General features: G+C 70.3%; 25 protein-coding genes. 14 read left to right on the top strand and 11 right to left on the bottom strand.

The window, feature by feature from the left end:
• Window positions 1–93: 93 nt before the first annotated feature.
• From AC6CQV_RS10870 to AC6CQV_RS10845, 6 genes are all read left to right on the top strand, one after another.
• Complete coding sequence (locus AC6CQV_RS10870) at window positions 94–1,821, top strand: ABC transporter ATP-binding protein (protein WP_498259466.1); 1,728 nt, start codon at window positions 94–96, stop codon at window positions 1,819–1,821.
• Window positions 1,818–3,842, top strand: coding sequence for an ABC transporter ATP-binding protein (locus tag AC6CQV_RS10865; protein ID WP_498259465.1), 2,025 nt, complete (start codon window positions 1,818–1,820; stop codon window positions 3,840–3,842). The genes AC6CQV_RS10870 and AC6CQV_RS10865 overlap by 4 nt, the downstream gene beginning before the upstream one ends.
• Complete coding sequence (locus AC6CQV_RS10860; protein WP_498259464.1) at window positions 3,839–4,648, top strand: sulfite exporter TauE/SafE family protein; 810 nt, start codon at window positions 3,839–3,841, stop codon at window positions 4,646–4,648. The genes AC6CQV_RS10865 and AC6CQV_RS10860 overlap by 4 nt, the downstream gene beginning before the upstream one ends.
• A 92-nt stretch (window positions 4,649–4,740) precedes the next feature.
• Complete coding sequence (locus AC6CQV_RS10855; protein WP_498259463.1) at window positions 4,741–5,190, top strand: FAS1-like dehydratase domain-containing protein; 450 nt, start codon at window positions 4,741–4,743, stop codon at window positions 5,188–5,190.
• Entirely contained in the window at window positions 5,187–5,600 is a 414-nt protein-coding gene (locus AC6CQV_RS10850) for a MaoC/PaaZ C-terminal domain-containing protein (protein ID WP_060960380.1), read from the top strand. The genes AC6CQV_RS10855 and AC6CQV_RS10850 overlap by 4 nt, the downstream gene beginning before the upstream one ends.
• Complete coding sequence (locus tag AC6CQV_RS10845) at window positions 5,600–6,736, top strand: UDP-N-acetylmuramate dehydrogenase (protein WP_498259462.1); 1,137 nt, start codon at window positions 5,600–5,602, stop codon at window positions 6,734–6,736. Before AC6CQV_RS10850 ends, AC6CQV_RS10845 begins: the two co-directional genes overlap by 1 nt.
• Here the strand turns inward: AC6CQV_RS10845 and AC6CQV_RS10840 are convergent.
• From AC6CQV_RS10840 to AC6CQV_RS10825, 4 genes are read right to left on the bottom strand one after another with little or no spacing between them, the layout of a single operon-like run.
• Window positions 6,733–7,503 carry a phosphatase PAP2 family protein gene (locus AC6CQV_RS10840; protein ID WP_498259461.1) on the bottom strand — a complete coding sequence of 257 codons (771 nt, stop codon included), beginning with the start codon at window positions 7,501–7,503 and terminating at the stop codon, window positions 6,733–6,735. The two genes, AC6CQV_RS10845 and AC6CQV_RS10840, sit on opposite strands and share 4 nt — an antisense overlap.
• A 53-nt stretch (window positions 7,504–7,556) precedes the next feature.
• Entirely contained in the window at window positions 7,557–8,762 is a 1,206-nt protein-coding gene (locus tag AC6CQV_RS10835) for a pyridoxal phosphate-dependent aminotransferase (protein ID WP_060960383.1), read from the bottom strand.
• Between the two features lie 26 nt (window positions 8,763–8,788).
• Entirely contained in the window at window positions 8,789–10,318 is a 1,530-nt protein-coding gene (locus AC6CQV_RS10830; RefSeq protein WP_498259460.1) for a DUF4127 family protein, read from the bottom strand.
• Window positions 10,319–10,336: 18 nt separating this feature from the next.
• Window positions 10,337–11,053, bottom strand: a complete 717-nt coding sequence (locus AC6CQV_RS10825; RefSeq protein WP_198553676.1) for a GntR family transcriptional regulator — start codon at window positions 11,051–11,053, stop codon at window positions 10,337–10,339.
• 198 nt (window positions 11,054–11,251) lie between these two features.
• On the opposite strand from AC6CQV_RS10825, the gene AC6CQV_RS10820 reads away from it, so the two are divergent.
• The 5 genes from AC6CQV_RS10820 to AC6CQV_RS10800 are packed head-to-tail and all read left to right on the top strand — an operon-like array spanning window position 11,252 to window position 15,952.
• A complete protein-coding gene (locus tag AC6CQV_RS10820; RefSeq protein WP_498259459.1) occupies window positions 11,252–12,538 on the top strand; it encodes an ABC transporter substrate-binding protein in 1,287 nt (428 codons plus the stop codon).
• Complete coding sequence (locus tag AC6CQV_RS10815; protein ID WP_232783994.1) at window positions 12,538–13,458, top strand: carbohydrate ABC transporter permease; 921 nt, start codon at window positions 12,538–12,540, stop codon at window positions 13,456–13,458. The genes AC6CQV_RS10820 and AC6CQV_RS10815 overlap by 1 nt, the downstream gene beginning before the upstream one ends.
• Window positions 13,439–14,317 carry a carbohydrate ABC transporter permease gene (locus tag AC6CQV_RS10810; protein ID WP_121189176.1) on the top strand — a complete coding sequence of 293 codons (879 nt, stop codon included), beginning with the start codon at window positions 13,439–13,441 and terminating at the stop codon, window positions 14,315–14,317. The genes AC6CQV_RS10815 and AC6CQV_RS10810 overlap by 20 nt, the downstream gene beginning before the upstream one ends.
• Window positions 14,298–14,984 carry an N-acetylmannosamine-6-phosphate 2-epimerase gene (locus AC6CQV_RS10805; protein ID WP_492492673.1) on the top strand — a complete coding sequence of 229 codons (687 nt, stop codon included), beginning with the start codon at window positions 14,298–14,300 and terminating at the stop codon, window positions 14,982–14,984. Before AC6CQV_RS10810 ends, AC6CQV_RS10805 begins: the two co-directional genes overlap by 20 nt.
• A complete protein-coding gene (locus tag AC6CQV_RS10800; protein ID WP_498259458.1) occupies window positions 14,981–15,952 on the top strand; it encodes an ROK family protein in 972 nt (323 codons plus the stop codon). The genes AC6CQV_RS10805 and AC6CQV_RS10800 overlap by 4 nt, the downstream gene beginning before the upstream one ends.
• Here AC6CQV_RS10800 and AC6CQV_RS10795 read toward each other — a convergent pair.
• The 3 genes from AC6CQV_RS10795 to AC6CQV_RS10785 form a co-directional block, all read right to left on the bottom strand.
• Window positions 15,886–16,464: a P-loop nucleotide/nucleoside kinase family protein gene (locus AC6CQV_RS10795; RefSeq protein WP_191007978.1), complete on the bottom strand. Its 579-nt coding sequence runs from the start codon at window positions 16,462–16,464 to the stop codon at window positions 15,886–15,888. The genes AC6CQV_RS10800 and AC6CQV_RS10795 overlap by 67 nt on opposite strands.
• Before the next feature lie 50 nt (window positions 16,465–16,514).
• Window positions 16,515–17,807 (bottom strand): MFS transporter, encoded by a 1,293-nt coding sequence (locus AC6CQV_RS10790; RefSeq protein WP_498259457.1) that lies wholly within the window; start codon window positions 17,805–17,807, stop codon window positions 16,515–16,517.
• Between the two features lie 105 nt (window positions 17,808–17,912).
• On the bottom strand, window positions 17,913–18,560 hold the full coding sequence (locus AC6CQV_RS10785) for a bifunctional 4-hydroxy-2-oxoglutarate aldolase/2-dehydro-3-deoxy-phosphogluconate aldolase (protein ID WP_060960385.1): 648 nt from the start codon (window positions 18,558–18,560) through the stop codon (window positions 17,913–17,915).
• A 95-nt stretch (window positions 18,561–18,655) separates the two neighbouring features.
• Between AC6CQV_RS10785 and AC6CQV_RS10780 the strand changes: the two genes are divergently transcribed.
• Window positions 18,656–19,456: a DeoR/GlpR family DNA-binding transcription regulator gene (locus tag AC6CQV_RS10780; protein WP_061782311.1), complete on the top strand. Its 801-nt coding sequence runs from the start codon at window positions 18,656–18,658 to the stop codon at window positions 19,454–19,456.
• Entirely contained in the window at window positions 19,453–20,757 is a 1,305-nt protein-coding gene (locus tag AC6CQV_RS10775; RefSeq protein ID WP_498259456.1) for a chloride channel protein, read from the top strand. The genes AC6CQV_RS10780 and AC6CQV_RS10775 overlap by 4 nt, the downstream gene beginning before the upstream one ends.
• A 21-nt stretch (window positions 20,758–20,778) precedes the next feature.
• Here the strand turns inward: AC6CQV_RS10775 and AC6CQV_RS10770 are convergent, their stop codons facing one another.
• The 3 genes from AC6CQV_RS10770 to AC6CQV_RS10760 are packed head-to-tail and all read right to left on the bottom strand — an operon-like array spanning window position 20,779 to window position 23,988.
• Window positions 20,779–21,357: a TetR/AcrR family transcriptional regulator gene (locus AC6CQV_RS10770; protein ID WP_101305736.1), complete on the bottom strand. Its 579-nt coding sequence runs from the start codon at window positions 21,355–21,357 to the stop codon at window positions 20,779–20,781.
• Window positions 21,350–22,198, bottom strand: a complete 849-nt coding sequence (locus AC6CQV_RS10765; protein WP_498259455.1) for an alpha/beta fold hydrolase — start codon at window positions 22,196–22,198, stop codon at window positions 21,350–21,352. Before AC6CQV_RS10765 ends, AC6CQV_RS10770 begins: the two co-directional genes overlap by 8 nt.
• A 53-nt stretch (window positions 22,199–22,251) precedes the next feature.
• Window positions 22,252–23,988 carry an alkaline phosphatase family protein gene (locus AC6CQV_RS10760; protein ID WP_498259454.1) on the bottom strand — a complete coding sequence of 579 codons (1,737 nt, stop codon included), beginning with the start codon at window positions 23,986–23,988 and terminating at the stop codon, window positions 22,252–22,254.
• Between the two features lie 38 nt (window positions 23,989–24,026).
• On the opposite strand from AC6CQV_RS10760, the gene AC6CQV_RS10755 reads away from it, so the two are divergent.
• On the top strand, window positions 24,027–24,680 hold the full coding sequence (locus tag AC6CQV_RS10755; protein WP_498259453.1) for a hypothetical protein: 654 nt from the start codon (window positions 24,027–24,029) through the stop codon (window positions 24,678–24,680).
• Here AC6CQV_RS10755 and aceB read toward each other — a convergent pair.
• A complete protein-coding gene (gene aceB / locus AC6CQV_RS10750; RefSeq protein ID WP_191007984.1) occupies window positions 24,659–26,308 on the bottom strand; it encodes a malate synthase A in 1,650 nt (549 codons plus the stop codon). The two genes, AC6CQV_RS10755 and aceB, sit on opposite strands and share 22 nt — an antisense overlap.
• Window positions 26,309–26,323: the final 15 nt, after the last annotated feature.

Raw genomic sequence — 26,323 nt, 5'->3', positions numbered from 1 at the left:
GCGGCAGCGCAGCCTGCGGATCCGGGACGCGTGCGTGTCGGCGCCCGGCGATAGCATGAACCGTTCCCACCTCGCCCGCAGACGGAGTGCCTCATGCTCGGAAAACTCCTCGTCCGTTACCTCTGGACGTACAAGTGGTGGCTGCTGGGCGTGCTCGTCTTCCAGTTCGCCTCGGCCATGGCGTCCCTCTACCTCCCGCGACTGAACGCCGACATCATCGACAAGGGCGTCGCGGCGGGCGACACCGGCTACATCTGGTCGCGCGGCGCGTTCATGCTCGTCATCGCGCTGGGTCAGATCGTCGCGTCCGTGATCGCGACGTTCTTCGCGGCGCGCGCGGCGATGAGCGCGGGCCGCGACATCCGACGCGACGTCTACGACAAGGTGAGCGGCTTCTCCGAGCGCGAAGTGTCGTCGTTCGGCGCGGGCACCCTCATCACCCGCAACACCAATGACGTGCAGCAGGTGCAGATGCTCGCGATGATGGGCGCGACCATGCTCGTCACGGCGCCGCTGCTGGCGATCGGCGGCATCATCATGGCCGTCCAGCAGGATGTCGGTCTGAGCTGGCTCATCGCCGTCGCGGTGCCGACGCTGCTCGTGATCGCGGGGTTCATCATCAGCCGCATGGTCCCGCTGTTCCGCGAGTACCAGGGCAAGCTCGACGGCGTCAACCGTGTGATGCGCGAGCAGCTGACCGGTGTGCGGGTCGTGCGCGCCTTCGTCCGCGAACGCATCGAGGAGGCGCGCTTCCGCGTGGCCAACACCGACATCATGGTCGTCGGCCGCCGCGTCGGATCGCTCTTCGTGATCATGTTCCCGCTCGCGATGCTCGTGCTCAACGTCACCGTCGTCGGCGTGATCTGGTTCGGCGGCATCCAGGTGGATGCCGGTCACGTCGAGATCGGCACCCTGTTCGCGTTCATGCAGTACGTCGGCCAGATCCTCATGGGCGTGCTGATGGCGACGTTCATGACGATCATGATCCCGCGCGCCGCCGTCTCCGCCGACCGCATCGGCGAGGTGCTCGACTCCACCGATGCGCTGCACCGTCCCGCCCAGCCGATCGACCGCTTCCCCGAGCTGGGCGCCGTGGAGTTCGACGACGTGTCGTTCAGCTACCCCGGCGCCGAGTCGCCCGTGCTGGAGCACATCTCTTTCCGGGCCGAGCCCGGTCAGACCGTGGCGATCGTCGGGTCGACCGGCTCCGGCAAGACGACGCTCGTCTCGCTCATCCCGCGGCTGTTCGACGTCACCGACGGCACCGTGCGCGTCGGCGGCGTCGATGTCCGCGAGGCCGATCTCGACGAGATGTGGCGCGGCATCGGTTACGTTCCGCAGCGCGCGTTCCTGTTCACCGGCACCGTCGCCAGCAACCTCCGCTTCGGGCGGGAGGAAGCCACCGACGACGAGCTCTGGGGCGCTCTCGACATCGCCCAAGGGCGCGACTTCGTCTCCGAGATGGAGGGCGGGCTCACGGCACGCATCTCCCAGGGCGGCACGAACGTGTCGGGTGGGCAGCGCCAGCGGCTCTCGATCGCCCGCGCGATCGTGCATCGCCCGCACGTGCTCGTCTTCGACGACTCCTTCTCGGCGCTCGACGTCACCACCGACGCGCGACTACGGCAGGCGCTGTGGCGCGAACTGCCCGACGTGACGAAGATCGTGGTCGCTCAGCGCATCTCCACGATCGCGGATGCCGACGTCATCGTGGTCCTCGACGACGGGCGCCTGGTCGGCATCGGAACCCACGACGAACTGCTCGCCGGCAACGACACCTACCGCGAGATCGTCGAATCGCAGCTGGGGGTGGACGCATGAGCGCGCCGAACACGGCGGCCCTCTCCGAAGAGGAACGCGAAGAACTCGAGCTCGCCGAACAGGCGCGGCTCAACTCCGGGTCGTGGGACTCGGTCGCGCCCGGCAAGGCGGCGAACTTCGGTCGCAGCTTCGGTCGGATGATCGGCCTGCTCGCCCCCTACAAGTGGGCGTTCGCGTTCGTCTCCGTCCTCGGGGCGGTCGGCGTCGTGCTCGCGGTCATCGCCCCCAAGGTCCTCGGCGAGGCCACCAACATCCTCTTCGAAGGGGTCGTCTCGACGTCGCTGGCCGCCCAGTTCCCGGCCGGCACGAGCCAGGACCAGGTCGTCGACGCCCTGCGCGCGGCGGGACAGGGCGACATCGCCAACATCGTGTCGGCGATGCACGACTTCCAGGTCGGCACGGGTGTCGACTTCGAGCGCTTGAAGTGGGTGCTCGTCGCGGTCCTCGCCATCTACGTCGTCTCCGCCGTGCTGACCTGGCTGCAGGGCTATGTCATCAACGTCATCATGGTGCGCACGATGTGGCGGCTGCGCGAGTCGGTCGAGGCGAAGATCAACCGCCTGCCGCTGTCGTATTTCGACCGCGTCCAGCGCGGCGAGCTCATCTCGCGCGTCACGAACGACATCGACAACATCACCCAGACGATGCAGCAGTCGCTGTCGACCGCCGTCACCAACGTGCTCACGGTCGTCGGTGTGCTCGTGATGATGTTCTCCATCTCCTGGCAGCTCGCGATCGTCGCCCTGGTCGCCCTTCCCCTGATGGCCGTGATCTTCGGCATCATCGGGCCGAAGTCGCAGAAGGCGTTCGCCACCCAGTGGCGCAAGGTCGGGCGGCTCAACGCCCGCGTCGAGGAGTCGTTCTCCGGCCACGCGCTGGTGCGCGTCTACGGACGCGAGCAGGACTCGCGGGAGAAGTTCGAGCAGGAGAACGAGGAGCTCTACCAGGCCGCGTTCAAGGCGCAGTTCCTGTCCGGGCTGATGATGCCCGCGATGATGTTCATCGGCAACCTCTCCTACGTCGGCATCGCGGTGCTCGGTGGCCTGATGGTGGCCTCCGGCCAGCTCCGGCTCGGCGACGTGCAGGCCTTCATCCAGTACTCGCAGCAGTTCACCCAGCCGCTGTCGGAGCTCGGCGGCATGGCCGCGGTGGTCCAGTCGGGCACGGCCTCGGCCGAGCGCGTCTTCGAGCTGCTCGACCAGGAGGAGCAGGAACCGGATGCCGAGGACGCGCCGCACCTGCGCGACGGGCGCGGCGTCATCGAGTTCCAGAACGTCGCGTTCTCCTACACCCCCGACAAGCCGCTCATCCGCGACCTGTCGTTCCGCGTCGAACCCGGTCAGACCGTCGCGATCGTCGGCCCGACCGGCGCGGGGAAGACCACCCTGGTCAACCTCCTGATGCGCTTCTACGAACTCGACGGCGGTCGGATCCTCCTCGACGGGCAGGACATCTCCGCGCTCACCCGCGACGACGTCCGCTCCCGCACCGGCATGGTGCTGCAGGACCCGTGGCTGTTCGCCGGCTCGATCCGCGAGAACATCCGCTACGGCAACGAGTCGGCATCCGATCTGGAGATCGTCGAAGCAGCCGTCGCGACGCGGGTCGACCGCTTCGTCCACTCGCTGCCCGACGGCTACGACACCGTGCTCGACGAGGACGCCGCGAACGTCTCGGCGGGGGAGAAGCAGCTGATCACGATCGCGCGGGCGTTCGTGGCGGAGCCGAGCGTGCTGATCCTCGACGAGGCGACGAGCTCCGTCGACACGCGCACCGAGCTGCTCCTGCAGCACGCGATGTCGGCGCTGCGCGAAGGACGCACGTCCTTCGTGATCGCGCACCGTCTGTCGACGATCCGCGACGCCGACCTCATCCTCGTGATGGAGCACGGCGACATCGTCGAGCAGGGTACGCACGAACAGCTCATCGCGGCGGAGGGGGCCTACTGGCGGCTCTACCGCTCGCAGTTCGAGCAGGCGGCGACCACCGTCGACCAGGGCACCGCGGGAACCGACGCGTGAGCGCGGCCGTGCCGGCGGCGCCGCAGCGCCGCCGCGACCTGCGCTTCGTGCTCTCGTGCGTCGGCGTCGGCCTCGCCGCGGGACTGCTCTCCGGCCTGTTCGGCGTGGGCGGCGGCACGGTCATCGTGCCGATGCTCGTGCTGCTGCTCGGATTCGATCAGCGACTCGCGGCCGGCACCTCGCTCGCCGCGATCGTTCCCACGGCATCCGTGGGCGTCGTCTCCTACGCCGTGCACGGGTCGGTGGCCTGGATCCCGGCCCTGATCCTCGCCGCGGGAGCGGTGGTCGGCGCGCAGATCGGGTCGTGGCTGCTCGCCCGGATCCCGCAGAACGCCCTCCGGTGGGGTTTCGTCGGATTCCTCGCCGTGGTCATCGTGATGCTCTTCATCGTCGTGCCGTCCCGCGACGCGGTGCTCGAGCTCACCGTCGCTTCCGGCATCGGACTGGCCGTCCTCGGGCTGTTCACCGGCGTGATGGCCGGGCTGCTGGGCGTCGGGGGCGGGGTCATCGTCGTGCCCGCACTGATCTTCCTGTTCGGCACCAGCGATCTGATCGCGAAGGGCACCTCGCTGCTGATGATGATCCCCACCGCCGTCTCGGGGACGATCGGCAACGTCAAGCGCCGCAACGTCGACCTCGTGGCCGCGGCCCTCGTCGGCGTCGCCGCCTGTACGACGACCGCGCTCGGCGCGTGGATCGCGACGCTGCTGTCGCCGTTGGTCGCCAACATCCTCTTCGCCTGCTTCCTCACCTTCATCGCGGTTCAGATGGCGATCCGCGCGGTGCGGGCCCGTCGCAGCCGCTGAGCGGGTTCGTCCGTCCCGCACGGCCGGTACGGGGTGTTTATCGCGGCGGTGAGGGACGGATGAGGGCGGGCGCCCCTCGGTAGGATCGAGGGGTGTCAGTGAACCCCGATCTGGTGGGACGTGCGTTCCCGCCGACCGCGTCCTATCTCGTGGGCCGTGAGAAGGTGCGCGAGTTCGCGCGCGCCGTCTTCGCCGAGGCGCCGCAGCACTACGCGCCGGAAGCCGCGCGCGCTCTCGGCTACGCCGACGTCGTCGCGCCCCCGACGTTCGCCATGGTCGTCCAGGACCTGACGATGCAACAGCTGCTCGCGGTCGAGGACTCCGGCATCGCGCTCGAGCGCACGGTCCACGCGGAGCAGCGCTTCCGCTACTCGCGTCCCATCGTCGCCGGAGACGAGCTGGTCGCCCAGCTCAGCATCACCGGCATCCGCCCCTTCGGCGCCGGTGCGATGGTCACCAGCGAGGCCGAGATCACCGACGTCGACGGCAGCCACGTCGTCACCGCGACGTCCGTTCTCCTGATCGGAGGCGAGGTCGCATGACATCCGCACCCCTCGAGATCGGCGTGGTCGTCGCCGAGCGCACCGTGCACCTCACGCGGGAGTCTCTCGTGCGCTACGCCGGTGCGTCCGGAGACCTCAACCCCATCCACTACCGCGACGACGTCGCCGCCCGGGTGGGCCTGCCGGGTGTGCTCGCGCACGGCATGCTCACGATGGGCCTCGCCGTCGAGACCATCGTCGAATGGCTCGGCGACGCCGGGCGCATCCTCGAGTACGGCGTGCGTTTCACGCGCCCCGTCGTGGTGGATGCCGACGCCGGAGCCGACCTGGTCGTCACCGCGAAGGTCGGTGCTCTCGACGACGACACCGCGCGCATCGATCTCACCGTGACCTTCGCCGACACGACCGTGCTGGGCAAGGCGCAGGTGCGCGTGCGCCGGCAGCCCTGATGGGCGAGATCGCGCCCATTCCGCTCGCGCAGCTCACCACGCTGCGCGTCGGGGGCATTCCGGAGCGGATGGTCGAGGCCCGCACCCGCGACGAGCTCGTCGCGGCGCTGCAGGACGTGTGGGCCGCGGGGGAGCCGTGGCTCGTGCTCGGCGGAGGGTCGAACCTGCTCGCCGGCGACGAGCCGTTCGAGGGGACCGTCGTGCTGGTGCGCACCTCCGGCATCGAACGCCTGGCCGACGCCGGCGACGGCCGCGTGCGGCTGCGCGTGGAGGCCGGTCACGACTGGGACGATCTCGTCGAGTACACCGTCGCGGCGGGACTGGCCGGCATCGAGGCGATGAGCGGCATCCCCGGGTCGGCCGGCGCCGCGCCCATCCAGAACGTCGGCGCCTACGGCCAGGAGATCGTCGAGACGCTCGTCGAGGTGGAGCTGCTGGACGAGGCCACCGGCGAGATCGAGGTGGTCTCCGCCGCCGATCTCGAGCTCGGCTTCCGCACCTCGGTGCTCAAACAGCACTACGGCCGCGGCGCGCTCCGTTCGGGCGTGATCGTCTCCCTCACTCTCGAGCTGCACGATGTCGGCCACGGGGAGGTCCCGGTGCGTGGCGGCCAGCTGCGGCAGGCGCTGCGCCTCGCGCCCGACGCCGCGGTGTCGCTGCGGTGGATCCGGGAGACGGTGCTCGCGACGCGCGCCTCGAAGGGCATGGTGCTCGACGACGCCGATCCCGACACCCACAGCGCGGGCTCGTTCTTCCAGAATGCGATCGTGTCGGCATCCTTCGCCCGCACCCTCCCGCCCGAGTGCCCCCGGTGGCCTCTCGCCGTGGAGGTCGACCCGGTGACGGTGATCCCGCTCGCGGCGTTCGACGGCATCGTGCCGCCGCCGGTCTCGGTGCAGCCCGACGTGAAGGTCAGTGCGGCGTGGCTCATCGAGCACGCCGGGCTGGGGAAGGGCTTCCGCCTGCCGCGGTCGCGCGCCGCCCTGTCGACCAAGCATGCGCTGGCCCTCACGAACCGCGGCGGGGCGACGGCGGGCGAAGTCGCCGAGCTGGCCCGCTACATCCAGCACCGCGTGCAGGCGGAGTTCGGGCTGCTGCTGCAGCCGGAGCCCGTCCTGGTCGGCGTGGAGCTCTAGAGCTCCCCGCGTCGCTGCGGACCGGACACCGCCGGCGCCGGTACCGGTCGCGGTGCGTCGCGCAGGAACGGCACCAGCGGCATGATCGTCCGCACCCAGATCAGCCGGGCGGCGGGGAAGACGCCCAGCACCCACAGCACGGAGGCCACGGCGTCCGTGGGGTAGTGCACGCCGATGATCGACACCGAAGCGGCCATCACCACGACCGCGAGGGCGCCGACGACGATCGCGAGGGGACGCCAGCGCGAGCCCTTGAGCATGACGACCACCGTCACCGCGACGGCCGCGACGAAGACGACGTGACCGCTCGGGTACGACGGGTCCACGGGCATGTGATCGACGGGATGCGGCAGGAGGGTCGCGTCGGGACGCGGGCGGGCGACGGCGATCTTGATGATGTCGGCGGGCACCCACGTGACGGCGACCGTTCCGGCGAACGCGATCGCGAGGGCGATGCGCCCGCTCACCGCCCACACCAGTCCCGTCGCGATGATCGTGATCACGATCGCGGGGACGGGTGAGAACAGGTCGTAGACCAGCGCGGTCACCTGCCCGGCCCCGGCGATGTGCCAGCTGTTGAGCGTGCGCGACAGGTCGGCGTCGATCGGGGCGGCGCGCAGCGCCAGCCCCGCGCTGATCAGGAAGACGACGGTGGCCAGGCCCACCACGAGCGCGGTCGCCGGGTGCACCGAGGGGGCGAGCAAGGCGTTGAGCGGTCGCCGCGACCTGCGCGATGCCGAGACGGAGACAGGGGACGACGAACGCATGAGTCCCGATCGTCCCCCGCTCGTCTCTGAGGTCTCTGAGTGCCGGCTCGGGCTCACTCCGTGCCGAAGAGCTTCTGCAGTCGTTGGACGCCCTCGAGCAGCTGGTCGTCGCCGAGCGCGTACGACAGGCGCAGATAGCCGGAGGGGCCGAACGCCTCGCCCGGCACGACGGCGACCTCGGCCTGCTCGAGGATGAGGTCGGCGAGCTCGAGCGAGGTGTCGACGCGGGTGCCGTTCCATTCCCGTCCGAGCAGCCCGGTGACGTCGGGGTAGACGTAGAACGCGCCGAGCGGGTTCGGCACGGTGACGCCCGGGATCTTCGCGAGCTCCGCGACGATGAGCCGGCGGCGGCGGTCGAACGCCTGGCGCATCTGCTCGGCCTCCGTCTGCGGGCCGGTCAGCGCGGCCAGCGCGGCACGCTGCGCGATGTTGTTGACGTTCGAGCTGAGGTGCGACTGGAGGTTGCCGGCGAGCTTGATGGCGTCGGCCGGTCCCACCATCCAGCCCACGCGCCACCCGGTCATCGCGTAGGTCTTGGCCACACCGTTGACGAGGATCGTCTGTCCGGCAAGCTCGGGCACGGCCTCCACGATCGACACCGCGCGCGCACCCTCGTAGACGAGGTTCTGGTAGATCTCGTCGCTGACGACCCAGATGCCGTGCTCCAGCGCCCATGCCCCGATCGCCTTCGTCTCCTCGGGCGTGTACACGGAACCGGTCGGGTTCGACGGTGAGACGAAGACCAGCACGGTGGTCTTGTCGGTGCGGGCGGCCTCGAGCTGCTCGACGGTCACCTTGTAGTCCTGGTCGGCGCCGGCGAAGACCTCGACGGGGATGCCGTCGGCGAGCGCGATCGCCTCGGGGTAGGTCGTCCAGTAGGGCGCCGGCAGCAGCACCTCGTCACCGGGGTTCACGACGGCCTGGAACGCCTGGTAGACGGCCTGCTTGCCGCCGTTCGTGACGATGACCTGGGACGGGGCGACTTCGAGCCCCGAGTCGCGCAGGGTCTTGGCGGCGATCGCCTCGCGCAGCACCGGCAGGCCGGCCGCGGGCGTGTAGCGGTAGTTCGCGGGGTCGTGGAGGGCGTGGGCCGCGGCATCCACGATGAACGCCGGCGTCGCGAAGTCGGGCTCGCCCGCCGCGTAGGAGATCACGGGGCGGCCGGCGGCCTGCAGCGCCTTCGCCTTCGCATCGACCTTCAGGGTCGCGGACTCGGCGATGGCGGACAGCTTGCGGGACAGGGGAGCGCGTTCGGTCACAGGGAAAGCGTAGTCGTCCGGTTCGCTCAGCGCCGTGCCAGCGCGATGTCGACCTCGAAGCTGCGGTGCCAGGGCAGCGCGACCGAGGCGACCGTCCAGGCGTCGTCACCGGCGAGCAGATCGTCCAGGCGGCTCTGGAGCTCCGCGCCGATGCGGTGGAGGGCTCGGGCTTCGGTGTCGTCGTCGACCGGACCGACCGTGCCGCCGAAGACACTCTCGTGCAGGGCCGGGCGGATGCCGCTCTGGTACGCATGGTCGTCGAGGATCCGGGTGAGCAGCGCCTCTCGGAGAGCACGCGGGTCGGCGGTGCCGTCTCGGCGGCCGACCCACCAGGCCGTCGCCGCGGCGACGGCGCCGCCGATCGCGTTGCCGGCCGTGTTCCAGCCGCCGTAGGAGGTCAGCCGCAGCAGCAGCCCCTCCGCGGCGAGTCGGTCGACGAGCGCCGGATCGCTGCCGTTGCTGTAGCGGACATCGGCGAGCGCCACGATGGCACCGGACGCGAGCGCGTCGCGCACTGCCGACACGGTCGCCTCGACGGCCGCCGGATCGGAGCGCGGCACACGGCCGAAGCAGTCACCGTGTTCGGGATCGGGTGCGTGTGCGACGAGCACGGCGTCGACCGTGCTGTCGTCATCCGCGACGATGCCGCCGGCGGCGACGATCTGTCGCACGAGGCTGTCGTGCACGGGGGCGTTCTCGAAGTTCGGGATGCGGGTGAGGCCGTCGTCCTCGCCGCAGGCGATCCGCCACGTCGGGCGGTCGCCGCCGGCGGCGACGAGCGCGCGGGCGACGAGGAGGGCGCCCACCTCGTCGGCGCCGGGATACATCATCACCTCACCGCCGCGCGGCAGGGCGCGCGCCCAGTGACGCAGCCAGACCTGTTCGGCCGATCCGGCCGAGAAGGCGGCGGTGTCGTCGGCGGTCACCGCGAGGGCATCGATGACGCCCTCCTCGTGCAGACCGAGCGCGGAGAGATTGATGATGTGGTTGCGCAGGCGTCGACGCTCGAAATCGCTCTGCTCGGCGCGCGGGACCGCCACGGCAGGAACCTGCGGAGGTTCGCCCGGGAGCAGATCGGCTTCCAGTGCGTGATGGAGCGCGCCGCCGAGGGCGTGCAGCGCGCGTCCGTAGGCGCTCCAGTACTCGGGCTCTTCGACCGCCGAGTATGAGTCGCTGGCGCGCATGACCAGGGATGCCGCGGTGATCACGAGCGCGGGATGGTCGGCGGCGGCGCGGAGCTCGTGGAGCTCTCGGAGCAGGTCGAGGCGGTCCAGCGCGATGCGCGGCGAGTCCGCCGTGATGCGGGCGGGGATGATGCCACCGTGCACGAGCGTGTCGATGCAGACGACGAGGTGGTCCACGCCGTCGCCTCCCGCCGAAGCGGCTGCCACCTCGCGAAGCCAGCCGTGCAGCGCGTCCACGTCGGCCGGCGTTCGGAACCTGGGCAGCGCGTCGACGGGCGGGATCAGCAGGTCGACGCCCGCGATGGCGGCGACCTGGCGGGGCAGCTGGATGTTGACCGGTCGTTCGTCGAGCGGAACGAGGGCGATTCGCATGCGGTGGGTCCTGCTTCCTCAGCGCGAACGATGGATCTGGAGCTCGTAGTGGTAGCGATCGCCGCGGTAGGTCGACTCGGCGTACTCGATCGCACGGTCCTGCGCGTCGAAGCTGGTTCGGGTCACGAAGAAGCAGGGCGAGAACGCCGGTGCCTGCAGGATGTCGGCCTGTTCGGGGTCGAGGACGCTCGCCTGGATGCTCTGCTCGGCCCACTCGATCCGCATGCCGTACTGCTGCTCCAGGATCCGGTAGAGCGAGTCGTTCCCGACGTTCTGGATCAGCCCGGGGAAGAACGACGGGTTGAGGTAGGAGTCCTCGAGGGCCATGGGCTCCCCGTCTGCCGTCCGCGCGCGGCGGATGTGGAAGACATCCTCGGACGGGCTCATGCGAAGCCGCGCGCCCAGGCGTGCTCCCGCCGGGATCGTCTCGGTCACGAGCACCGACGAGCCCGGCTCGAGTCCCCGCGCGCGCATGTCCTCGCTGAACGAGGTCAGCTCGACGGATTTGGCGATCCGGGGTGCGGCGACGAACGTGCCGGCGCCCTGGACGCGGTAGACCAGCCCGTCGTGCTCCAGCCGGTCGAGCGCACGGCGGACGGTGAGACGGCTGACGTCGAACTCCGTCGCCAGGTCGCGCTCGGTGGGCAGACGGGAATGGGGCTCGAGCCCTTGCCCGATCACCTCGACGAGGTGCTGTCGTAGGCGTTCGGACTTGCTGTGCTGCGCGTCGGTCATCGTGCTCCCGCGGATCCTCGGCAGGGGACATCCGCTGCCGTGTGCGAATTGGATATAACCATTGCACAGAACGGTGGCGCCTGTCGAGGTGCCAAAACGCGATCTTTGGAGAAATCTCTTGACACGCTCCGAAAAAATGGAGTACACCAATTCCTACCGAGCTTCACCACCCGAACCCACGCACCTCGAAGGAACACCATGGAAATGACCACCACGGGACGGCGGGTCCTCACCCGCGCCGTCGCGCTCTCCGGCGTCCTCGCGGCGTCCGTCGCTCTGGGAGGCTGCGCGGCGGCCGCGCCCTCCGGCCCGACCACGATCACCTTCTCCTATCTGTGGGGCGGAGAGGAGGCGAAGGCGCTGGAGAAGATCATCGCCGACTTCAACGCCAGCCAGTCCGACATCAAGGTCGTCGGTGTCTCGAGCCCCGACGCGCAGAAGCAGCTCACCTCGATGTCCTCCAGCAACGGCAGCTTCGACATCTCCGACAACTTCGGCAACACCGTCGGCTCGTGGGCCTCCAAGGGGATCCTCGCGCCCCTGGACGACTACCTCGCGGCGGAGAAGGTCGACACCTCGGCGTTCGCGCCGGCATCCATGGAGCAGATGACCTTCGACGGCAAGATCTACGCGCTCCCGATCGCGGTGCACACCCAGCAGCTCATGTACAACAAGGACCTCCTCGACAAGGCGGGTGTGAAGCCGCCCACGACCATGGATGAGCTCGCGGATGCCGTGAAGAAGCTGACGGTCGTCGACGGCAGCGGGGCGATCACTCAGATCGGGCTCGGCAACCCCTCGGCATCCACTCTGTTCACGACCCTCGGTTACGCCTTCGGTGGCACCTGGGACGGCGCCGACGGCAAGACTCCCACCCCCGACGACCCCAAGAACGTCGCGGCCCTCGACTGGTACACCACGACACTGACCGACACGTTCGGTGCCGACAAGATTGCGACCTTCGCGTCGGGTCTCGGCCAGTACATGTCCGCGCAGGATCCCTTCTACACGGGCAAGCAGGCGATGGTCGTCGACGGCGAATGGCAGGCGGTGAACATCCCCAAGGTCGCCCCGAACCTCAACTGGGGCGTGATCGACATCCCGGCGGCCAGCCCCGCGCTCGCCGGGACCACGCAGGTCACGACCAGCACGCTGTTCATCCCGAGCAACTCGAAGCACAAGACCGAGGCGGCGAAGTTCCTCGCGTACATGGTGCAGGACAAGCCGATGGTCGATTTCACGCTCGCCCTCGGCAACCTGCCCTCCAAGACCACCCTGCTGGACGACCCCGCCTACGCCGAGATCCCCCACTTCGACTCGTGGTTGAAGGCGCTCGCGAGCCCCAACGCGAAGTCGCTCGCGAGCCAGCCGTACAGCGCGCAGTACTCCACCGACCTGGCGACGGCCTTCGACGACATCGTCCGCGGCGTCGCCGGCCCCGATGAGGCGCTGGCCTCCGTCGCCGGCAAGGTCTCCTCGTACTGATGGCACCGACCGCCCCCCGCGGCGCGCGACGCCAGACCCTTCTGGGTCTGGCGTTCGCGTCGCCGTTCCTCATCGGCGCCGCTGTCTTCATCGTGTGGCCCGTGGTGGCCTCGGCGGTGTACAGCTTCACCGACTTCAACCTCTTCCAGCCGCCCTCGTGGGTCGGCCTGGACAACTACGCCCAGATGATGCGGGACGACACCTTCTGGAAGGCGTTGGCCAACACGCTGTTCCTCGCGGTCTTGGGCGTGCCGCTCACGATCCTCATCTCCATCGGTGGTGCCCACCTGCTGAACCTCCCGGTGCGCGGTCAGCCGCTCTACCGCGCCCTGGTCTATCTGCCGACGATCGTGCCGATCGTGGTCGGCGGTTACCTGTGGCGGTGGCTGTTGAACACCCAGTACGGATTCGTCAACTACTTCCTCGGGCTGCTGCATCTGCCGCAGCCGGAGTGGCTCGAGCAGCCCCAGTGGGGGAAACCGGCGATCGTGTTGATGTGTCTGTGGACCATCGGAGGCACGATGATCATCTACCTCGCGGCGATCAAGGACGTGCCCTCCGAGCTCTACGAGGCCGCCGAGCTCGACGGCGCAGGCTGGTTCGCCCGGTTCCGCTACGTCACGTGGCCGACCATTTCTCCCGTCACGCTCTTCCAGATCATCGTGACCGTGATCGCCTACCTCCAGATCTTCACGCAGCCGTATCTGCTCACCCAGACGCGACTGAACGAGGCGAGCGGGGGACCTGGCCAATCGATGATCAGCTACGCGATGTACCTGTACCAGAACGCCTTCGTCTTCTTGAAGATGGGCTACGCGTCGGCGATGGCCTGGGTGCTGTTCCTGCTCACTCTCGCGATCACGCTCGTCCTGCTGTGGTCCTCGAAGAAATGGGTCCACTATGGCTCTGACCGCGACTGACCCGCGGCAGGCGGGCGCCTCCCGTCGGCGGACGACGGCGCGCCGCGCCGCGCGCACCACCGCCCGATACCTCGCGATCTGGCTGCTCGTGCTGGCGTTCGTCTTCCCGTTCCTGTCGATGCTGAGCACCGCGTTCAAGCTGCCCGACGACATCTTCAGTGCGCCCCCGTCGCTGTGGCCCACCGAATGGACGCTGCAGAACTTCGTCGCGGTGTTCGAAGAGATCCCGTTCTGGCAGTACCTGCTGAACACGATTGTGATCGCGGGCCTGTCCGTGCTGGGCATGCTCATCGCCTCGCCGCTGGTGGCCTACTCGCTGTCGAAGATCGGATGGCGCGGTCAGCGGCCGCTGCTCGTGATCGTCATGGCGACGATGATGCTGCCGCCGCAGGTGACCATGATCCCGCTGTTCCTGATGTGGAACGGTCTCGGAGCGACGAACAGCATCATCCCGCTGGTCGCTCCGGCGTTCTTCGGCACGCCGTTCCTCATCTTCATGCTGCGCCAGTTCCTGACCTCGGTGCCCAACGAGCTGCTGCAGGCCGCGCGGATCGACGGGGCCTCCGAGCTGCGCATCTACTGGTCGATCGTTCTCCCGCAGGCACGACCCGCGCTCATCACCGCCGCGATCTTCCAGTTCGTCTGGGCATGGACCGACTTCCTCAATCCGCTCATCTATCTCAACGACGCGAGCAAGTACACGCTGTCGATCGGCCTGTACTCGTTCTTCGGCGAGCGGAACCTGGAGTGGGGTCCGCTGATGGCGGCATCCGTACTGTTCACCCTTCCCGCGCTGGTGCTGTTCGTCGTCTTCCAGCGCTACTTCGTAGGAGGTGTCGGTGCCGGTGCACTCAAGTGAAGACGCCGTCGTCGCGGTCGAGGGGAGACTGATCGTCTCGTGTCAGGCATCGAACGGATCTCCGCTGCGTCACACGCCGACGATCGCGCGGCTGGCCGCCAGTGCGCTGCGCGGGGGCGCCGCCGCGCTGCGCGTCAACGGCGTGCACGACATCTCCGCTGTGCGAGAGTCGACGCACGTCCCGATCATCGGGCTCGACAAGCGGATGGGGGTGCGCCGGAACGTGATCACGCAGACCGATGAGCAGGTCGTCGCGCTCGTGGATGCCGGGGCCGACATCGTCGCGGTGGATGCCACCCTCGAAGTCGTGGCGGACGTCGCGGCGCGCGTGCGCAGCGCGATCACGCACGCGCGCGTCGCGGTGATGGCGGATGTGTCGACGTTCGACGAGGGGATGGCCGCGTGGGACGCCGGAGCCACCTTCGTCGGCACGACGCTGTCGGGCTACACGCCCTACTCGCCACAGCACCGTGGGCCCGACCTCGACCTCGTCGCCCGACTCGCGGCGCGCGGTGTTCGCGTGCTCGCGGAGGGCCGCTTCCAGACGCCCGCCGAGGTGGCCGCGGCTTTCGACGCCGGCGCCCACGCCGTCGTCGTGGGGGGAGCGATCACCGATCCCATCGCCATCACGCGCCGCTTCGTCGCGGTGACCCCTGGAGCGCGATGAGCGTCCGGGAGGAGAGCGCACGGGCCGTCGTCGCCGTCGACATCGGCGGCACCAAGATCGCGGCCGCCCTCGTGCGCGAGGGCGGGCAGATCGGCCACCGCGTCCAGCGGCCGACCCCGGCAGCGAAGGGGGCGGCAGCCATCCTCGATGCGGCGGCCGCGCTCGTGCGCGAGGTGATCGAGGCGGCCGGTCCGGTCGCCGCGGTCGGCGTCGGCAGCGCAGGGGCCTTCGATGAGGACGGCGTCGTCACGCACGCTACCGATCATCTCGCCGGGTGGCGCGGCACTCCCGTGGCCGCAGGACTCGTCGCACGGCTCGGTGTCCCGGTCGTCGTCGTCAACGACGTGCACGCGGCCGCGCTCGGGGAGCTCGCCCTGGGCTCCGACCGGGACCGCTTCGTCTTCGTCGCGGTGGGGACGGGCATCGGAGGAGCCGTCGTGTCCGAGGGTGAGCTGCTGCGCGGCGCATCCGGGATGGCCGGATCTATCGGGCATCTGCGCGCGGCCACGATGCGCGGACGTGTGTGCTCGTGCGGAGGACGCGACCACATCGAGGCGTTCGCGAGCGGGCCGGGTATCGAGCGCTCGTTCGCGGAGCGCTCGGGAGTCGCCGCACCGCTGCGCGAGATCGCTCGACGTGCGCGGGAGGGCGACACGGTGGCCGCCCAGGTGATCGCAGCGGCTGCGGGGGAGCTGGGCGCGTCACTGGCTCCGGTGATCACCACCGTCGATCCGGGCGTCGTGCTGCTCGGCGGGGGCGTCTCCGCGCTCGGAACCGCTCTGGTCGCGCCCCTCGCGGAGGGCCTGCGAGCTGAACTTCGTGCCCCGTTCGTCGATGTGCGGATCGAGATCGCGCGCGCCGGGACGGATGCCGCTCTCCTCGGCGCCGCGTGGCTCGCCGCTCAGACGAGGGCGGCGATGGCCGCGCGGATCGCGTCGTCGTCGCGCCCGTCCGCGCTGTTGTCGTAGAGGGCGTGGTGGGCTCCGCGCCACCGGCATTCGGCGGCCTGGGCGCTCGCCCAGAACTCATCCCAGTGGGCGAGCTTCCAGCTGTCGCGCTGGTAGCCCCGACCGGCGACGCGATCGCGCACCCGCGCGCCGTCGACGCTCACGTGCACGACGGTGATGCGGGTGTCGGCGGGCCAGTCGTGGGCGAGCGCGGCGCGCTCGAGGTAGTCCGGCTGCGGGAAGTACCTCACGAACGGGGCGTCGAGCACCACCGGCGTCCCGAGCCGGAGGTTGTCGCCGGCGAGGCGCAGCAGGGTCTGATACTCCAGATCCATCACGACCTGCTGGTAGTACGCGTTGTTGTCGCGCTCGTGGGGATCGCTGCCGTGGGCCACCAGGAGCGCCTCGGTGAACAGGGTCGCGACGCTGTCCTTGTCGAGGTAGGCGGCGCCGAGCTGGCGTGCGATGAGCGTGCTGACGGTCGATTTCCCGCTGCCGGCGGGACCGATCACGAAGAAGAGATGCGAAGTCATGTGACTCTCCAGGGCGGTGGCGAGGGGCGTCGCCGCCCCTCGCCGCGGGCTCAGGCGGTGCGGCCGGAGCGGTCCTTCACGAAGAAACCGTAGGACAGCGCCCCGACCAGTAGCAGCACCCCGCCGATGAGGAAGACGAGCGTGTAGTTGCCACCCGTCGCGGTCAGGATCGCACCGGTGACCACGGGAGCCACGGCGGCGCCGACGAACCCGCCGAAGTTCTGGATCGCGCCGAGGGAGGCGACCTGATTGGAGGGTGCGACGTCGGAGGCCAGGGTCCACAGGCAGCCGATCGGCACCTGCGAGGCGAAGTAGCCGACCGAGAGCAGGGTGATCGCGAGGGGCGTGTTGTCCACGTAGGCCACCGGCAGCACCGCCGCGGCCGCGAGCACCGCGCCGCCGACGATGGGGATCTTGCTCGCGCGTACCGTGTTGACGCCGCGCGAGACGAGGCGGTTGGAGAGCCAGCCGCCGAAGACGACGCCGATGATGCCGCAGAGGAAGGGGAGGGAGGCGAGCCAGCCGCTCTGGGCCAGGCTGAAGCCGCGGGCTGTCTGCAGGTAGCTGGGCAGCCACGTCAGGTACACCCAGACGGTGTAGAAGATGCCGAAGGCGCCGAGCACCATGAACCACGTGTTGCGCTGCTGGAGCAGCCGGCCCCAGCCCACCTTCGGCGCGGTCGAGGCGATCGCCTCCTGCGCCTGGGCGCCCTTGATCAGCGCCTGCTCGCTCAGCGTGGGGTCGCGGTAGATGCGGAGCCACACCAGAGCGACGACGATCCCGAGGGCGCCGACGATGACGAACATGCCGCGCCAGCTCATCGTGAGCAGCAGGAAGGTCAGCAGCGGCGGGGCGATGGCGTTGGCGATCTGCGAGCCGGTGTTGACGAGGGCGACCGGCAGAGCGCGTTCGCGCTTGTTGAACCAGCGCTCGTTGACCTTCAGGGCCGAGGTGAAGAACGGCGACTCGGTGATGCCGAGGGCGACCCGCAGCGCGTAGAGCACGCCGAAGGAGTTCGCGGCCGCGGTGACCATCGACACCAGCGACCAGGCTCCCGCGGCGAAGGCGAACATCCGCTTCGGCCCGAACTTGTCGACCAGGTAGCCCGCGGGGAGGTTCGCGATCGCGTAGGGCCACGAGAACGCCGACAGGAGCAGGCCCATCTCGAAGGCGTTGAGCCCGAACTCCCCGGCGATCGTGGTGTTGGCGACGCTCAGGGTCGAGCGGTCGAGGTAGTTCACCACACCGCCCAGGATGAGGAAGCCGACGAGGAACCAGCGGATCCGGACGGACCTCTTCTCCTGCGTGGTCAGAAGCGGTGTTTCCGCGAGGGTGTCGGTCATCGTGTGCACTCCTTTGTGGTGGGCGGTTCGGGGGTTGTCGTGGTCGGGAAGGGGAGGGTGGGACGGGCGGCGTCGCCCGCGCGGGAAGGGCCCGCGGGGGACGGGTCAGTGGCGCGCGTCGCGGATCGCGTCGAGGAAGTCAGTCGCGGCCCGGGTCACGCGCAGGTAGTCGCCGTCGGCTCGCGCCGCCTTGGTGACGGCCGAGCCGACGCCCACGGCGAGGGCTCCGGCGTCGAACCAGTCGCCGACGTTGTGCACCGTCGCGCCGCCGGCCGGCAGCACCGGGGTCTGCGGCAGGGGCGCCAGGACTGTGCGGAGGTAGTCGGGGCCGGCGATCTCGGTGGGGAACAGCTTGACGATGTCGGCGCCGCTCTCCATCGTCTGGACGAACTCGGTCGGCGTGAAGGCGCCGCTGATCGTGGCGACCTGGTAGCGGTTGGCCAGGCGGATCATCTGCGGGTTGAGGTTGGGGCTCACGAGCAGCCGGGCTCCGGCGGTGATGGCCGTGAACGCCGCCTGCTCGTCGAGGACCGTTCCCGCCCCCACGGCGATGCCGTCGTCGGCGAACTCCTGCGACAGCGTGCGGATGACATCGAAGGCGCTCGGGACGGAGAGCGTCACCTCGAGTGCGCGGATGCCGCCGGCGACGGCTGCCCGCGCGACGGCGAGGGCCTCGTCCGCCGAGTCCAGGCGGATGATGAGCAGGGCGCCGGTGTCGGCGATGGCGTGGAGGACTTCGTGTTTGCGTAACATCGATGCACACGGTAGCACAAGAATTCACATGTAGTAACAATCTCGAACGTGCGCGTGCCGCGGGCGGTCGCGGGACCGCCCTAGAATCAGACGACATGGCCAGCGATCCGCCCCTCATCCCCGAGCAGCGTCAACACGAGCTGCTGCGGCTGCTGCGCGGCGCCGGTGCCCTCAGCATCCGCCATCTCGCCGAGCTCCTCGGCGTCTCGCACATGACGGTGCGCCGCGACATCGTCGTGCTCGAATCCGAGGGACGCGTCGTGTCGGTGCAGGGCGGCGTACGCCTCACGGAGCGCGCCGGCACCGAGACGCCCCGGGAGCGCACCTCGCGCGCCGTGCTCGAGCTTCCCCGCAAGAAGGCCATCGCCGGCGAGGCGGCCGCGTTGGTCGTCGACGACAGCGTCGTCTTCCTGGATGCCGGGACCACCTGCGAGGCGCTCGTGCCGCATCTGGCGCTGCGCAGCGGGGTCACCGTCGTCACCAACGACTTCTTCGCCATCGCGACGCTGCGCGACTACCCCTCGATCCAGACCATCCACACCGGCGGCACCGTCGACGCCGCCAGCGGATCCGCGACGGGCCCGCTGGCCGCCGCGACCCTCGGCGCGCTCGCCGTCGACGTCGCATTCCTCAGCACGGGCGCGTGGGACACGACCCACGGCGTCACGACCCCGGAGCTGGACAAGGTCACCCTCAAGCGCGCCGTGCTCGACGCCGCCTCGGTGTGCGTGCTCGTCGCGGACAGCACCAAGTACGGTGCGAGCGAGCGCTTCAAGGTCGCGCCGCTGGATGCCTTCGACGTCGTCGTCACCGATGACGAGCTCGACGAGGTGGCGGCCGCGGAGCTTCGTGAGCGCGGCGTCGAGGTGCGGCTGGCGCCGATGGCGGCACCGTGACGGCCCGCACGCGGCCGCGTGGGGAGCGCTCGCGCGCCCGCCGTGCCGGTCTGTGGGCGCTGGTCCGGCTGGGCGTCGCCACCGCCGCGGTCGGCGTCGCGACCGGAGTGGCCGTGCTCCTGCTGGTGTGGATCGTGCACACGGTCGAGCACCTCGTGTGGGGAAGCGCCGAAGGCCCCTTCCTCGACGGCCTGGCCCTTCCCTCGCCCTGGTGGCTCCCGATCGTCAGCCTCACCGCCGCGGGCGTCATCGCCGCCGGGGGCTGGTACCTGCTGCGCCGGTTCGGCCGGCGCATCGCGAGCGTCGAGGAGGGCGTCGCGGGCACGCGGATGCCGGTGTGGGAGACGCTCGCCGACACCGTCATCCAGGTGACCTCGGTCGGTCTGGGCGCCTCGATCGGCAAGGAGGTGGCGCCGCGGGAGCTGTCCGCGATGGCGGGCTCCACCCTCGTGCGGTGGTTCGGCATCGACGCGCGCTGGCGGACCATCCTCATCGCTTCGGCGGCCGGCGCGGGTCTCGCCGCCGTCTACAACGTCCCCCTCGCGGGCGCACTGTTCGCGATCGAGATCCTGCTGGCGCGGTTCAGCGCCGGGGCCGCCGTCGTCGCGCTGTCGGTGAGCGCCATCGCCACCTTCGTGGCCCGTCCGCTGGTGGCCGACGGATCGCTCTACCAGGTGGCGCCGGTGGAGGTGAACCCCTCGCTGCTGGTGGCGGCGCTGCTCATCGGCCCCCTCATGGGCTGGGGGGCGACCAGCTTCTCCGCGGTCACCGCACGGCTGTCGCGCCGGCGACCCACCGGGTGGCGGCTGCTGCTCGTCCTCCCGCTGACGTTCGCGGCGGTGGGGGTCGTGGGCTCTTTCTTCCCCCTGCTGCTCGGCAACGGCCGGGCGCTGGCGACGGCCGGGTTCGATCTCACGCAGCCGGCGCTCCTGCTGCTCGCTCTGGCGGTCCTGAAGTACGTGGTCACGGGGATCTCGTTGGGCTCGGGTGCGATCGGCGGCACGCTGCAGCCGTCCGTCGCGATCGGCGCGTCGCTCGGCGCCGCGGCCGCGGCGGGGTGGGCGTTCATCTGGCCGGGCGCCGACGCGACCGCCCTGGCGATCGTGGCGGCGGGAGCCTTCCTCGCCGCCAACATGAGGGCGCCCTTCACGGCCATCGCGCTGATCATCGAGTTCACGGGCACCGGTTTCACCCTGCTGCTGCCCATCTTTCTGGCCGTCGCCGGCGCGCTCGCCGCGTCGCGACTCGTCGGCGGAGGCGGTCTGGGCCGTTTCGCGCCGATCGATCCGGGACGGGAGTGACTCGGCCCCCGGCGAGAGTTCTCAGCTCGACCAGGTCGACAGCATCCGATCGAGCCCGGCGATCAGCCGCGCGAAGCTCTGCTCCACGCTGACCGGCATCGCGAACCCGCCGCCGTTCTCCAGCGCGCAGAACCCGTGGAGCGCGGCGCGGAGCGCGCGGGTGGCGTCGACGAGCTGATCGTCGTCGGCGATGTCGTAGCCGCGCAACGTCGCCGAGACGACCTCCTGCACCTCGGCGGCGGCGCGCGCGTGCGCGTCGTCGCGGCTCTCGCCGGGCAGCGGCGCCCGCTGGGTCGCCGCGTAGCGTCCCGGATGCCGCAGCGCATACGACCGGTAGGTGCGGCAGAGCCGGTCGAGCGCCTCCGCCCGGGAGACGCCGACGGCCGACATCCGCAGTTCGTGTGCGAGCTCGCGGGTCGCCGCCGTCGCGACGGCGGTGCGCAGGACCTCGAGCGAGGCGACGTGCTTGTACAGGCTCGGGACCTTGACACCCGCCCTCGCGGCGACCTCCGCGAGCGTGAGAGCCTCGCTGCCGACGTCGTCGATCGCCTCGAGCGCGACGGCGACCACGGCGTCGGGGGTGAGCCCGGCCCTAGGCACCCGTCACCTCGCGGCAGAAGGCGACGAGCGCCGGGGTGACCCTCTCGGGATCCTCGGCCTGCGGGTAGTGCCCGGCCCCGTCGATCAGCTCCACGCGGGCGTTCAGGCGCTCGGCGACCCACGCTGCCTCCGCCGCGGGGTCGCGGAAGTCGGGATCGGCGGTTCCCATCACGACCAGCGTGGGGGCCGTGACCCGGGGCAGGCGTTCCTCCGCCGGGGTGTGGTCGGTCCGCGTGGTGCGCACGAAGGCCGCGGTCGCCCCCGGTCGCGCCATCGCCGCGCGGATGGCGTCGCGGTGCGCGGTGAAGTCGGCGGGGAGGCGGCCCGGGTAGAGCTGGGGGAGATAGGCCAGCCAGGCGCCGCGCGCCCACGGGCGCTGCATGAGCAGGCGGAAGAGCGCGGCGGCGACCGGGTTCGTCGGGGCGTTGCGGACGAACGGGCCGATCAGCGCGAGGGCGCGGACCGCCTCGGGCGACTCGGCCGCCGCCCACACCGCGGCGCCCGCCGCCATCGAGGTGCCGACGACGACCGCCGGGGCCCCCAGGTGCGCGATGAGCGCGAGCACGTCGCTTCCGGCGGCCGCATCGTCGTAGGCGGAGAACGTGGCGTCGGAGTCTCCGTGGCCGCGCAGGTCCATGACCGCCACGCGGAAGCCGGCGGCGCGGAGCGCGGGCACGGTGTAGCGGTACGCGGCGGCGATCTCGCCCATCCCGGGCACGCAGACGACCAGCGGTCCTTCTCCGGTGAGGCGGTAGGCGACGCGTCCCTCGGGGCGGCGCAGGTGATGGATGCCGAGTCGCGCGAACGCGGCGGCGGCGGTGTCGTTCGGGCTTGTTTCCATAGCCCTAAAGCTAATGACATTAGCCATACCTGTCAACCCCGCTCCGTCGACGGTCAGCGCACCTCCGCGTCGGTCGTGCCGAACAGTCCGTCGCCGTGCTCCACCAGCGCGTCGAACGCCTCGCCGTAGGTGGTGGGGATGACGGCGTCGCGGTTGAAGCGCGACATCAGCAGCCCCACCAGTCCGCGCGCGGGCGACGTGAGCGGCCGCCGTTTGTGCGTCGCGGTGGTCTGCTCGGCGACCGCCTCGGGGTTGGGCGGTCGCCACAGCGACGACGGCTGCGGCCACGTGTAGGGCTGGCGCGGCACCGTGAGATTGATCGCGTTGAAGACGGGGTTGGCCCCGGCATCCCTCGCGGTCAGCGGCCGGAGACCGTGGAGGCGGCAGAGCGTGTTGATCACCGAGCCGTGGTGCATCTCGTCGTGGATGACCGTTCCCGCGGCGGTGTAGGCGCTGACGACGATCGCCGGCACCCTCAGACCGAGTCGGTCGAAGCGGAAGCCCATCTCGCCGGGCTCGCCCGATCCGGGCGGAGCTGCGGCGGGCGGCGCCACATGGTCGAAGGTCCCTCCGTGCTCGTCGAAGGTGATGACCAGGGCCGTGTTCATCGCGTTCGAGCCGCCGCGGGTGCGGCTCGTGCGGATCGCGTCGTAGACGTCCTGGATGAGCTTGTCGCCCGCGCGCACATCCGACACGGCGCTGTTGTCGATCTCGAGCGTCGACCCGTCGTCGAGGGTCAGGGTGCCGTCGCGCAGCTCGCCCCAGGGCGGGTGCATGTCGTTGTGGTTGAAGATCATGCGGGGCTCGATGAACGAGTACGCGGGCAGCGTGCCCTGCGCGGCATCGGCGTAGAACTGGCGCATATCGCGGAAGTGTGTCTTCCAGTACTGCTCCAGCACGGGCGCGTGCAGCATCCCGGTCAGCGACACGAGCTGCGTCGGGTCGTAGTACACCCGCCACGGGATGCCGGCCGCCTCCAGCCGGTTGAAGATCGTCGGTGTCGCCGGCGCCTCGATCCACTTCTCGTAGTCGTCGCCGTCGTGGTTCGTGACGAACCCGTGGGACGTCGACGCGTGGAAGAACGACCGGTTGCAGAAGGTCTGCGACGGCACGGCCGCGAACCACCGGTCGTACACCGCGAACTCGCGGGCGAGGGTCGAGAGCACCGGCAGCATCTCGGGGGCGAAGCCGCCCATCGCGACCGCCACCTCCTCGGCCGTGGGCTCCCGTCGCATGCTCAGCCGGAAGTTCACGATGTAGTCCGTGACGAACCCGCTGTTGGCCGGCTGCATGCCCGCCGGCGGCGCGTTGAACGGATCGGACAGGGGGTGCGCCCGCAGGTCCGCGTTGGACGGCGGGTCGATGACGTCGAACAGCTGCGTGTTCACGTGGGGGTAGGTCTCGCCCGGGTCGGGTTGCGGCTGCTGCATGATCGCGTCGGTGGAGCCGGCGTAGATGTGCGCCGGAACCGGCACGCCGTCGGGTCCCGCGTTGGCGTACGCGCCCTGCGCGATCCCGTCGAACTCGCCCGCCGACTTCTCCTGCGCGCTGTAGAGGTGTCCGAGCACGTTGTCGAAGCTGCGGTTCTCGAACATCACGACCACGACGTGATCGAAGCCCGGTGCGTGGCGCGGGGCGAGCGGCGTGAACTCGGGCGGGTGCACCGTGGCGGCCGTCGTGACCGCCGCCGCCGCGGAGCCGCCGATCGCCAGCCCCGCCGCGCCGATCCCCGTGCGGCGCAGGAACTCGCGCCGGCTCGTCCCGGCATCCGGGCCCCGTCCGCCTTCCATCCCCCGATTGTAGGGAGGATGTCGGCTACTCTCTGCCCATGGCTCCGACTCTCCGCTTCGACGGCGCCGCCCGCTACGGGGCGGCCATCGTGCTGATGATGTTCGGGGTCTACCTCGGGGTCGCGACCGACTTCTCCGCGATCGTGCAGTCGGAGAGCTTCGCGGGGACGATCGCCACCGACATCCCCTTCCTGAACGCCGCGCAGTTCCTCCTCGTGCTCGGTGCGATCCTCACCGCGATCGTCCTGCTGCCCACGTCGGGGTGGCGGCGCCTCGGGGCCTTCACGCTGGCCGCCGTCGTGCTGCTGCTGTGGGCCACCTTCGGGCTCCAGCGCGCCGGCGGGAACCTCGTCGAGCCGGCCGACGTCTGGCGCTTCGTCCTCAACCAGGCGATGGTGATGCTGATCGCCGGCGTCGGAGGCTGGCTGATCGCCCGGGGACGCCACCCCCTGTCGTGGATCGTGCTGGTCCTCGCGGTCATCCCCGCGCTGGTGACGCCGGTCATGACCCAGCACAGCTTCCCGAGCGGAGCGATCGCCCTGATCACGCAGGCGATGACCGCCGTGATCGGGTTCGGCGCGGTCTGGCTCGCGGCGGTGATCGACCGTGCCCAGGGCGGACGCACGCAGGCGGGGGCGGATGCCGCGGCATCCGCCCCCGCCTGCGACGCTCAGTCCTCGTCGGTCAGGTAGTCGGCGTAGGCCCCGAGCGTCAGGAACGTCGGGAAGTCCTCGCCCAGCGCGACATCTCGGAAGATGGCCGCCGCGTCGTCGAACCGGTCGCCACGGTCCTCGGCGGAGACGGGGCGCCGCTCCACCTCGCCGAGCACCCGCTCGATGAGGCCCTCCACGTACTCGCGCGTGATGCGGGTGCCGTCGTCGGTGGTGCGGTCCTGGTGGATCCACTGCCACACCTGGCTACGGCTGATCTCGGCGGTCGCGGCATCCTCCATGAGGTTGTCGATCGCGACGGCGCCGAGGCCCCGCAGCCACGCCTCGATGTAGCGGATCGCCACCGACACGTTGCCGTACACGCCCGCCGCCGTGACCGGCAGACCGATGTGCACGTCGATCAGCTGCGATGCCCGGACGTTCACCTCGGGCCGCTGGCGGTCGATCTGGTTCGGGCGCTCGCCGAGCACCGCATCGAACTCCGCCTGTGCCACCGGGATCAGGTCGGGGTGGGCCACCCACGTGCCGTCGAAGCCGTCGCCGGCCTCGCGCTTCTTGTCCGCGGCGACCTTTTCGAACGCCTGGGCGGTCACCTCGGGGTCGCGCCGGTTGGGGATGAACGCGCTCATGCCGCCGATCGCGAAGGCCCCGCGCTTGTGGCACGTCTTCACGAGCAGTTCCGTGTAGGCCCGCATGAACGGCACCGTCATCGTCACCTGGCTGCGGTCGGGCAGCACGAAGCGCGCACCGCGGCCGCGGTAGTTCTTGATCATCGAGAAGATGTAGTCCCAGCGCCCGGCGTTCAGGCCCGCGACGTGATCGCGCAGCTCGAACAGGATCTCCTCCATCTCGAACGCGGCCGGCAGCGTCTCGATCAGCACCGTCGCGCGGATCGTGCCGTGCGGGATGCCGATGTACTCCTCGCTGAAGGTGAACACGTCGTCCCACAGCTTCGCCTCTTCGGCCGACTCGATCTTTGGCAGGTAGAAGTAGGGGCCCACGCCGTTGTCGATGAGGCGCTGCGCGTTGTGGAAGAAGTACAGGCCGTAGTCGACCAGCGAACCGGATGCCGCGAGGTCGCGGCCGGCGCGGTCGGTGTAGCGGATGTGCTTCTCCACCAGGTGCCAGCCGCGCGGGCGCATCACGATCGTGGGCGTGCGCTCGGCGGTGACGCGGTACTCCTTGCCCTCGGGGCTCGTGTACGACAGCTGCCCGCGGATCGCGTCGAACAGGGAGAGCTGACCCTCGATGACGTTGCGCCAGGTGGGGCTCGTGGCATCCTCCTGGTCGGCCAGCCACACCTTCGCCCCCGAGTTGAGCGCGTTGATCGTCATCTTCGGGTCGGTGGGGCCGGTGATCTCGACACGGCGGTCCTCCAGGCCCGGGCCGGCGCCGGCGACCGTCCAGTCGGCGTCCTCGCGGATGTGGGCCGTGTCGGAGCGGAACTGCGGGTCGTGCCCGTTGCCGATCTCGAAGCGGCGCCGCATCCGGTCGGCGAGCCGGTCGTGGCGGCGGCCGGCGAAGCGGACGTGCAGCTCTGCGAGGAACGCGATCGCCGCGGGCGTGAGGATCTCGTCGTAGCGGTCGCGGATCGGTCCCGTGATGGTGATGGTCGATGCGGGCGCGGTGCCCGTGGCGGTGGGAGTCATGGCCCTGCTCTTTCT

Source organism: Microbacterium sp. EG9 (assembly GCF_059759475.1).
The sequence above is the reverse complement of the archived record's forward strand: the minus strand, read 5'-3'. Positions and strand labels throughout refer to the sequence as shown.

What these genes read in the sequence shown, in the direction of transcription:
- AC6CQV_RS10870 (WP_498259466.1), top strand. Translation starts at nt 94, where the DNA reads ATGCTCGGAAAACTCCTCGTCCGTTACCTCTGGACGTACAAGTGGTGG.
- AC6CQV_RS10760 (WP_498259454.1), bottom strand. Translation starts at nt 23,988, where the DNA reads ATGGAAGGCGGACGGGGCCCGGATGCCGGGACGAGCCGGCGCGAGTTC.
- AC6CQV_RS10755 (WP_498259453.1), top strand. Translation starts at nt 24,027, where the DNA reads ATGGCTCCGACTCTCCGCTTCGACGGCGCCGCCCGCTACGGGGCGGCC.
- AC6CQV_RS10785 (WP_060960385.1), bottom strand. Translation starts at nt 18,560, where the DNA reads ATGTTACGCAAACACGAAGTCCTCCACGCCATCGCCGACACCGGCGCC.
- AC6CQV_RS10780 (WP_061782311.1), top strand. Translation starts at nt 18,656, where the DNA reads ATGGCCAGCGATCCGCCCCTCATCCCCGAGCAGCGTCAACACGAGCTG.
- AC6CQV_RS10825 (WP_198553676.1), bottom strand. Translation starts at nt 11,053, where the DNA reads ATGACCGACGCGCAGCACAGCAAGTCCGAACGCCTACGACAGCACCTC.
- AC6CQV_RS10820 (WP_498259459.1), top strand. Translation starts at nt 11,252, where the DNA reads ATGGAAATGACCACCACGGGACGGCGGGTCCTCACCCGCGCCGTCGCG.
- AC6CQV_RS10790 (WP_498259457.1), bottom strand. Translation starts at nt 17,807, where the DNA reads ATGACCGACACCCTCGCGGAAACACCGCTTCTGACCACGCAGGAGAAG.
- AC6CQV_RS10795 (WP_191007978.1), bottom strand. Translation starts at nt 16,464, where the DNA reads ATGACTTCGCATCTCTTCTTCGTGATCGGTCCCGCCGGCAGCGGGAAA.
- AC6CQV_RS10840 (WP_498259461.1), bottom strand. Translation starts at nt 7,503, where the DNA reads ATGCGTTCGTCGTCCCCTGTCTCCGTCTCGGCATCGCGCAGGTCGCGG.
- AC6CQV_RS10765 (WP_498259455.1), bottom strand. Translation starts at nt 22,198, where the DNA reads ATGGAAACAAGCCCGAACGACACCGCCGCCGCCGCGTTCGCGCGACTC.
- AC6CQV_RS10800 (WP_498259458.1), top strand. Translation starts at nt 14,981, where the DNA reads ATGAGCGTCCGGGAGGAGAGCGCACGGGCCGTCGTCGCCGTCGACATC.
- AC6CQV_RS10865 (WP_498259465.1), top strand. Translation starts at nt 1,818, where the DNA reads ATGAGCGCGCCGAACACGGCGGCCCTCTCCGAAGAGGAACGCGAAGAA.
- AC6CQV_RS10830 (WP_498259460.1), bottom strand. Translation starts at nt 10,318, where the DNA reads ATGCGAATCGCCCTCGTTCCGCTCGACGAACGACCGGTCAACATCCAG.
- aceB (WP_191007984.1), bottom strand. Translation starts at nt 26,308, where the DNA reads ATGACTCCCACCGCCACGGGCACCGCGCCCGCATCGACCATCACCATC.
- AC6CQV_RS10815 (WP_232783994.1), top strand. Translation starts at nt 12,538, where the DNA reads ATGGCACCGACCGCCCCCCGCGGCGCGCGACGCCAGACCCTTCTGGGT.
- AC6CQV_RS10845 (WP_498259462.1), top strand. Translation starts at nt 5,600, where the DNA reads ATGGGCGAGATCGCGCCCATTCCGCTCGCGCAGCTCACCACGCTGCGC.
- AC6CQV_RS10850 (WP_060960380.1), top strand. Translation starts at nt 5,187, where the DNA reads ATGACATCCGCACCCCTCGAGATCGGCGTGGTCGTCGCCGAGCGCACC.
- AC6CQV_RS10810 (WP_121189176.1), top strand. Translation starts at nt 13,439, where the DNA reads ATGGCTCTGACCGCGACTGACCCGCGGCAGGCGGGCGCCTCCCGTCGG.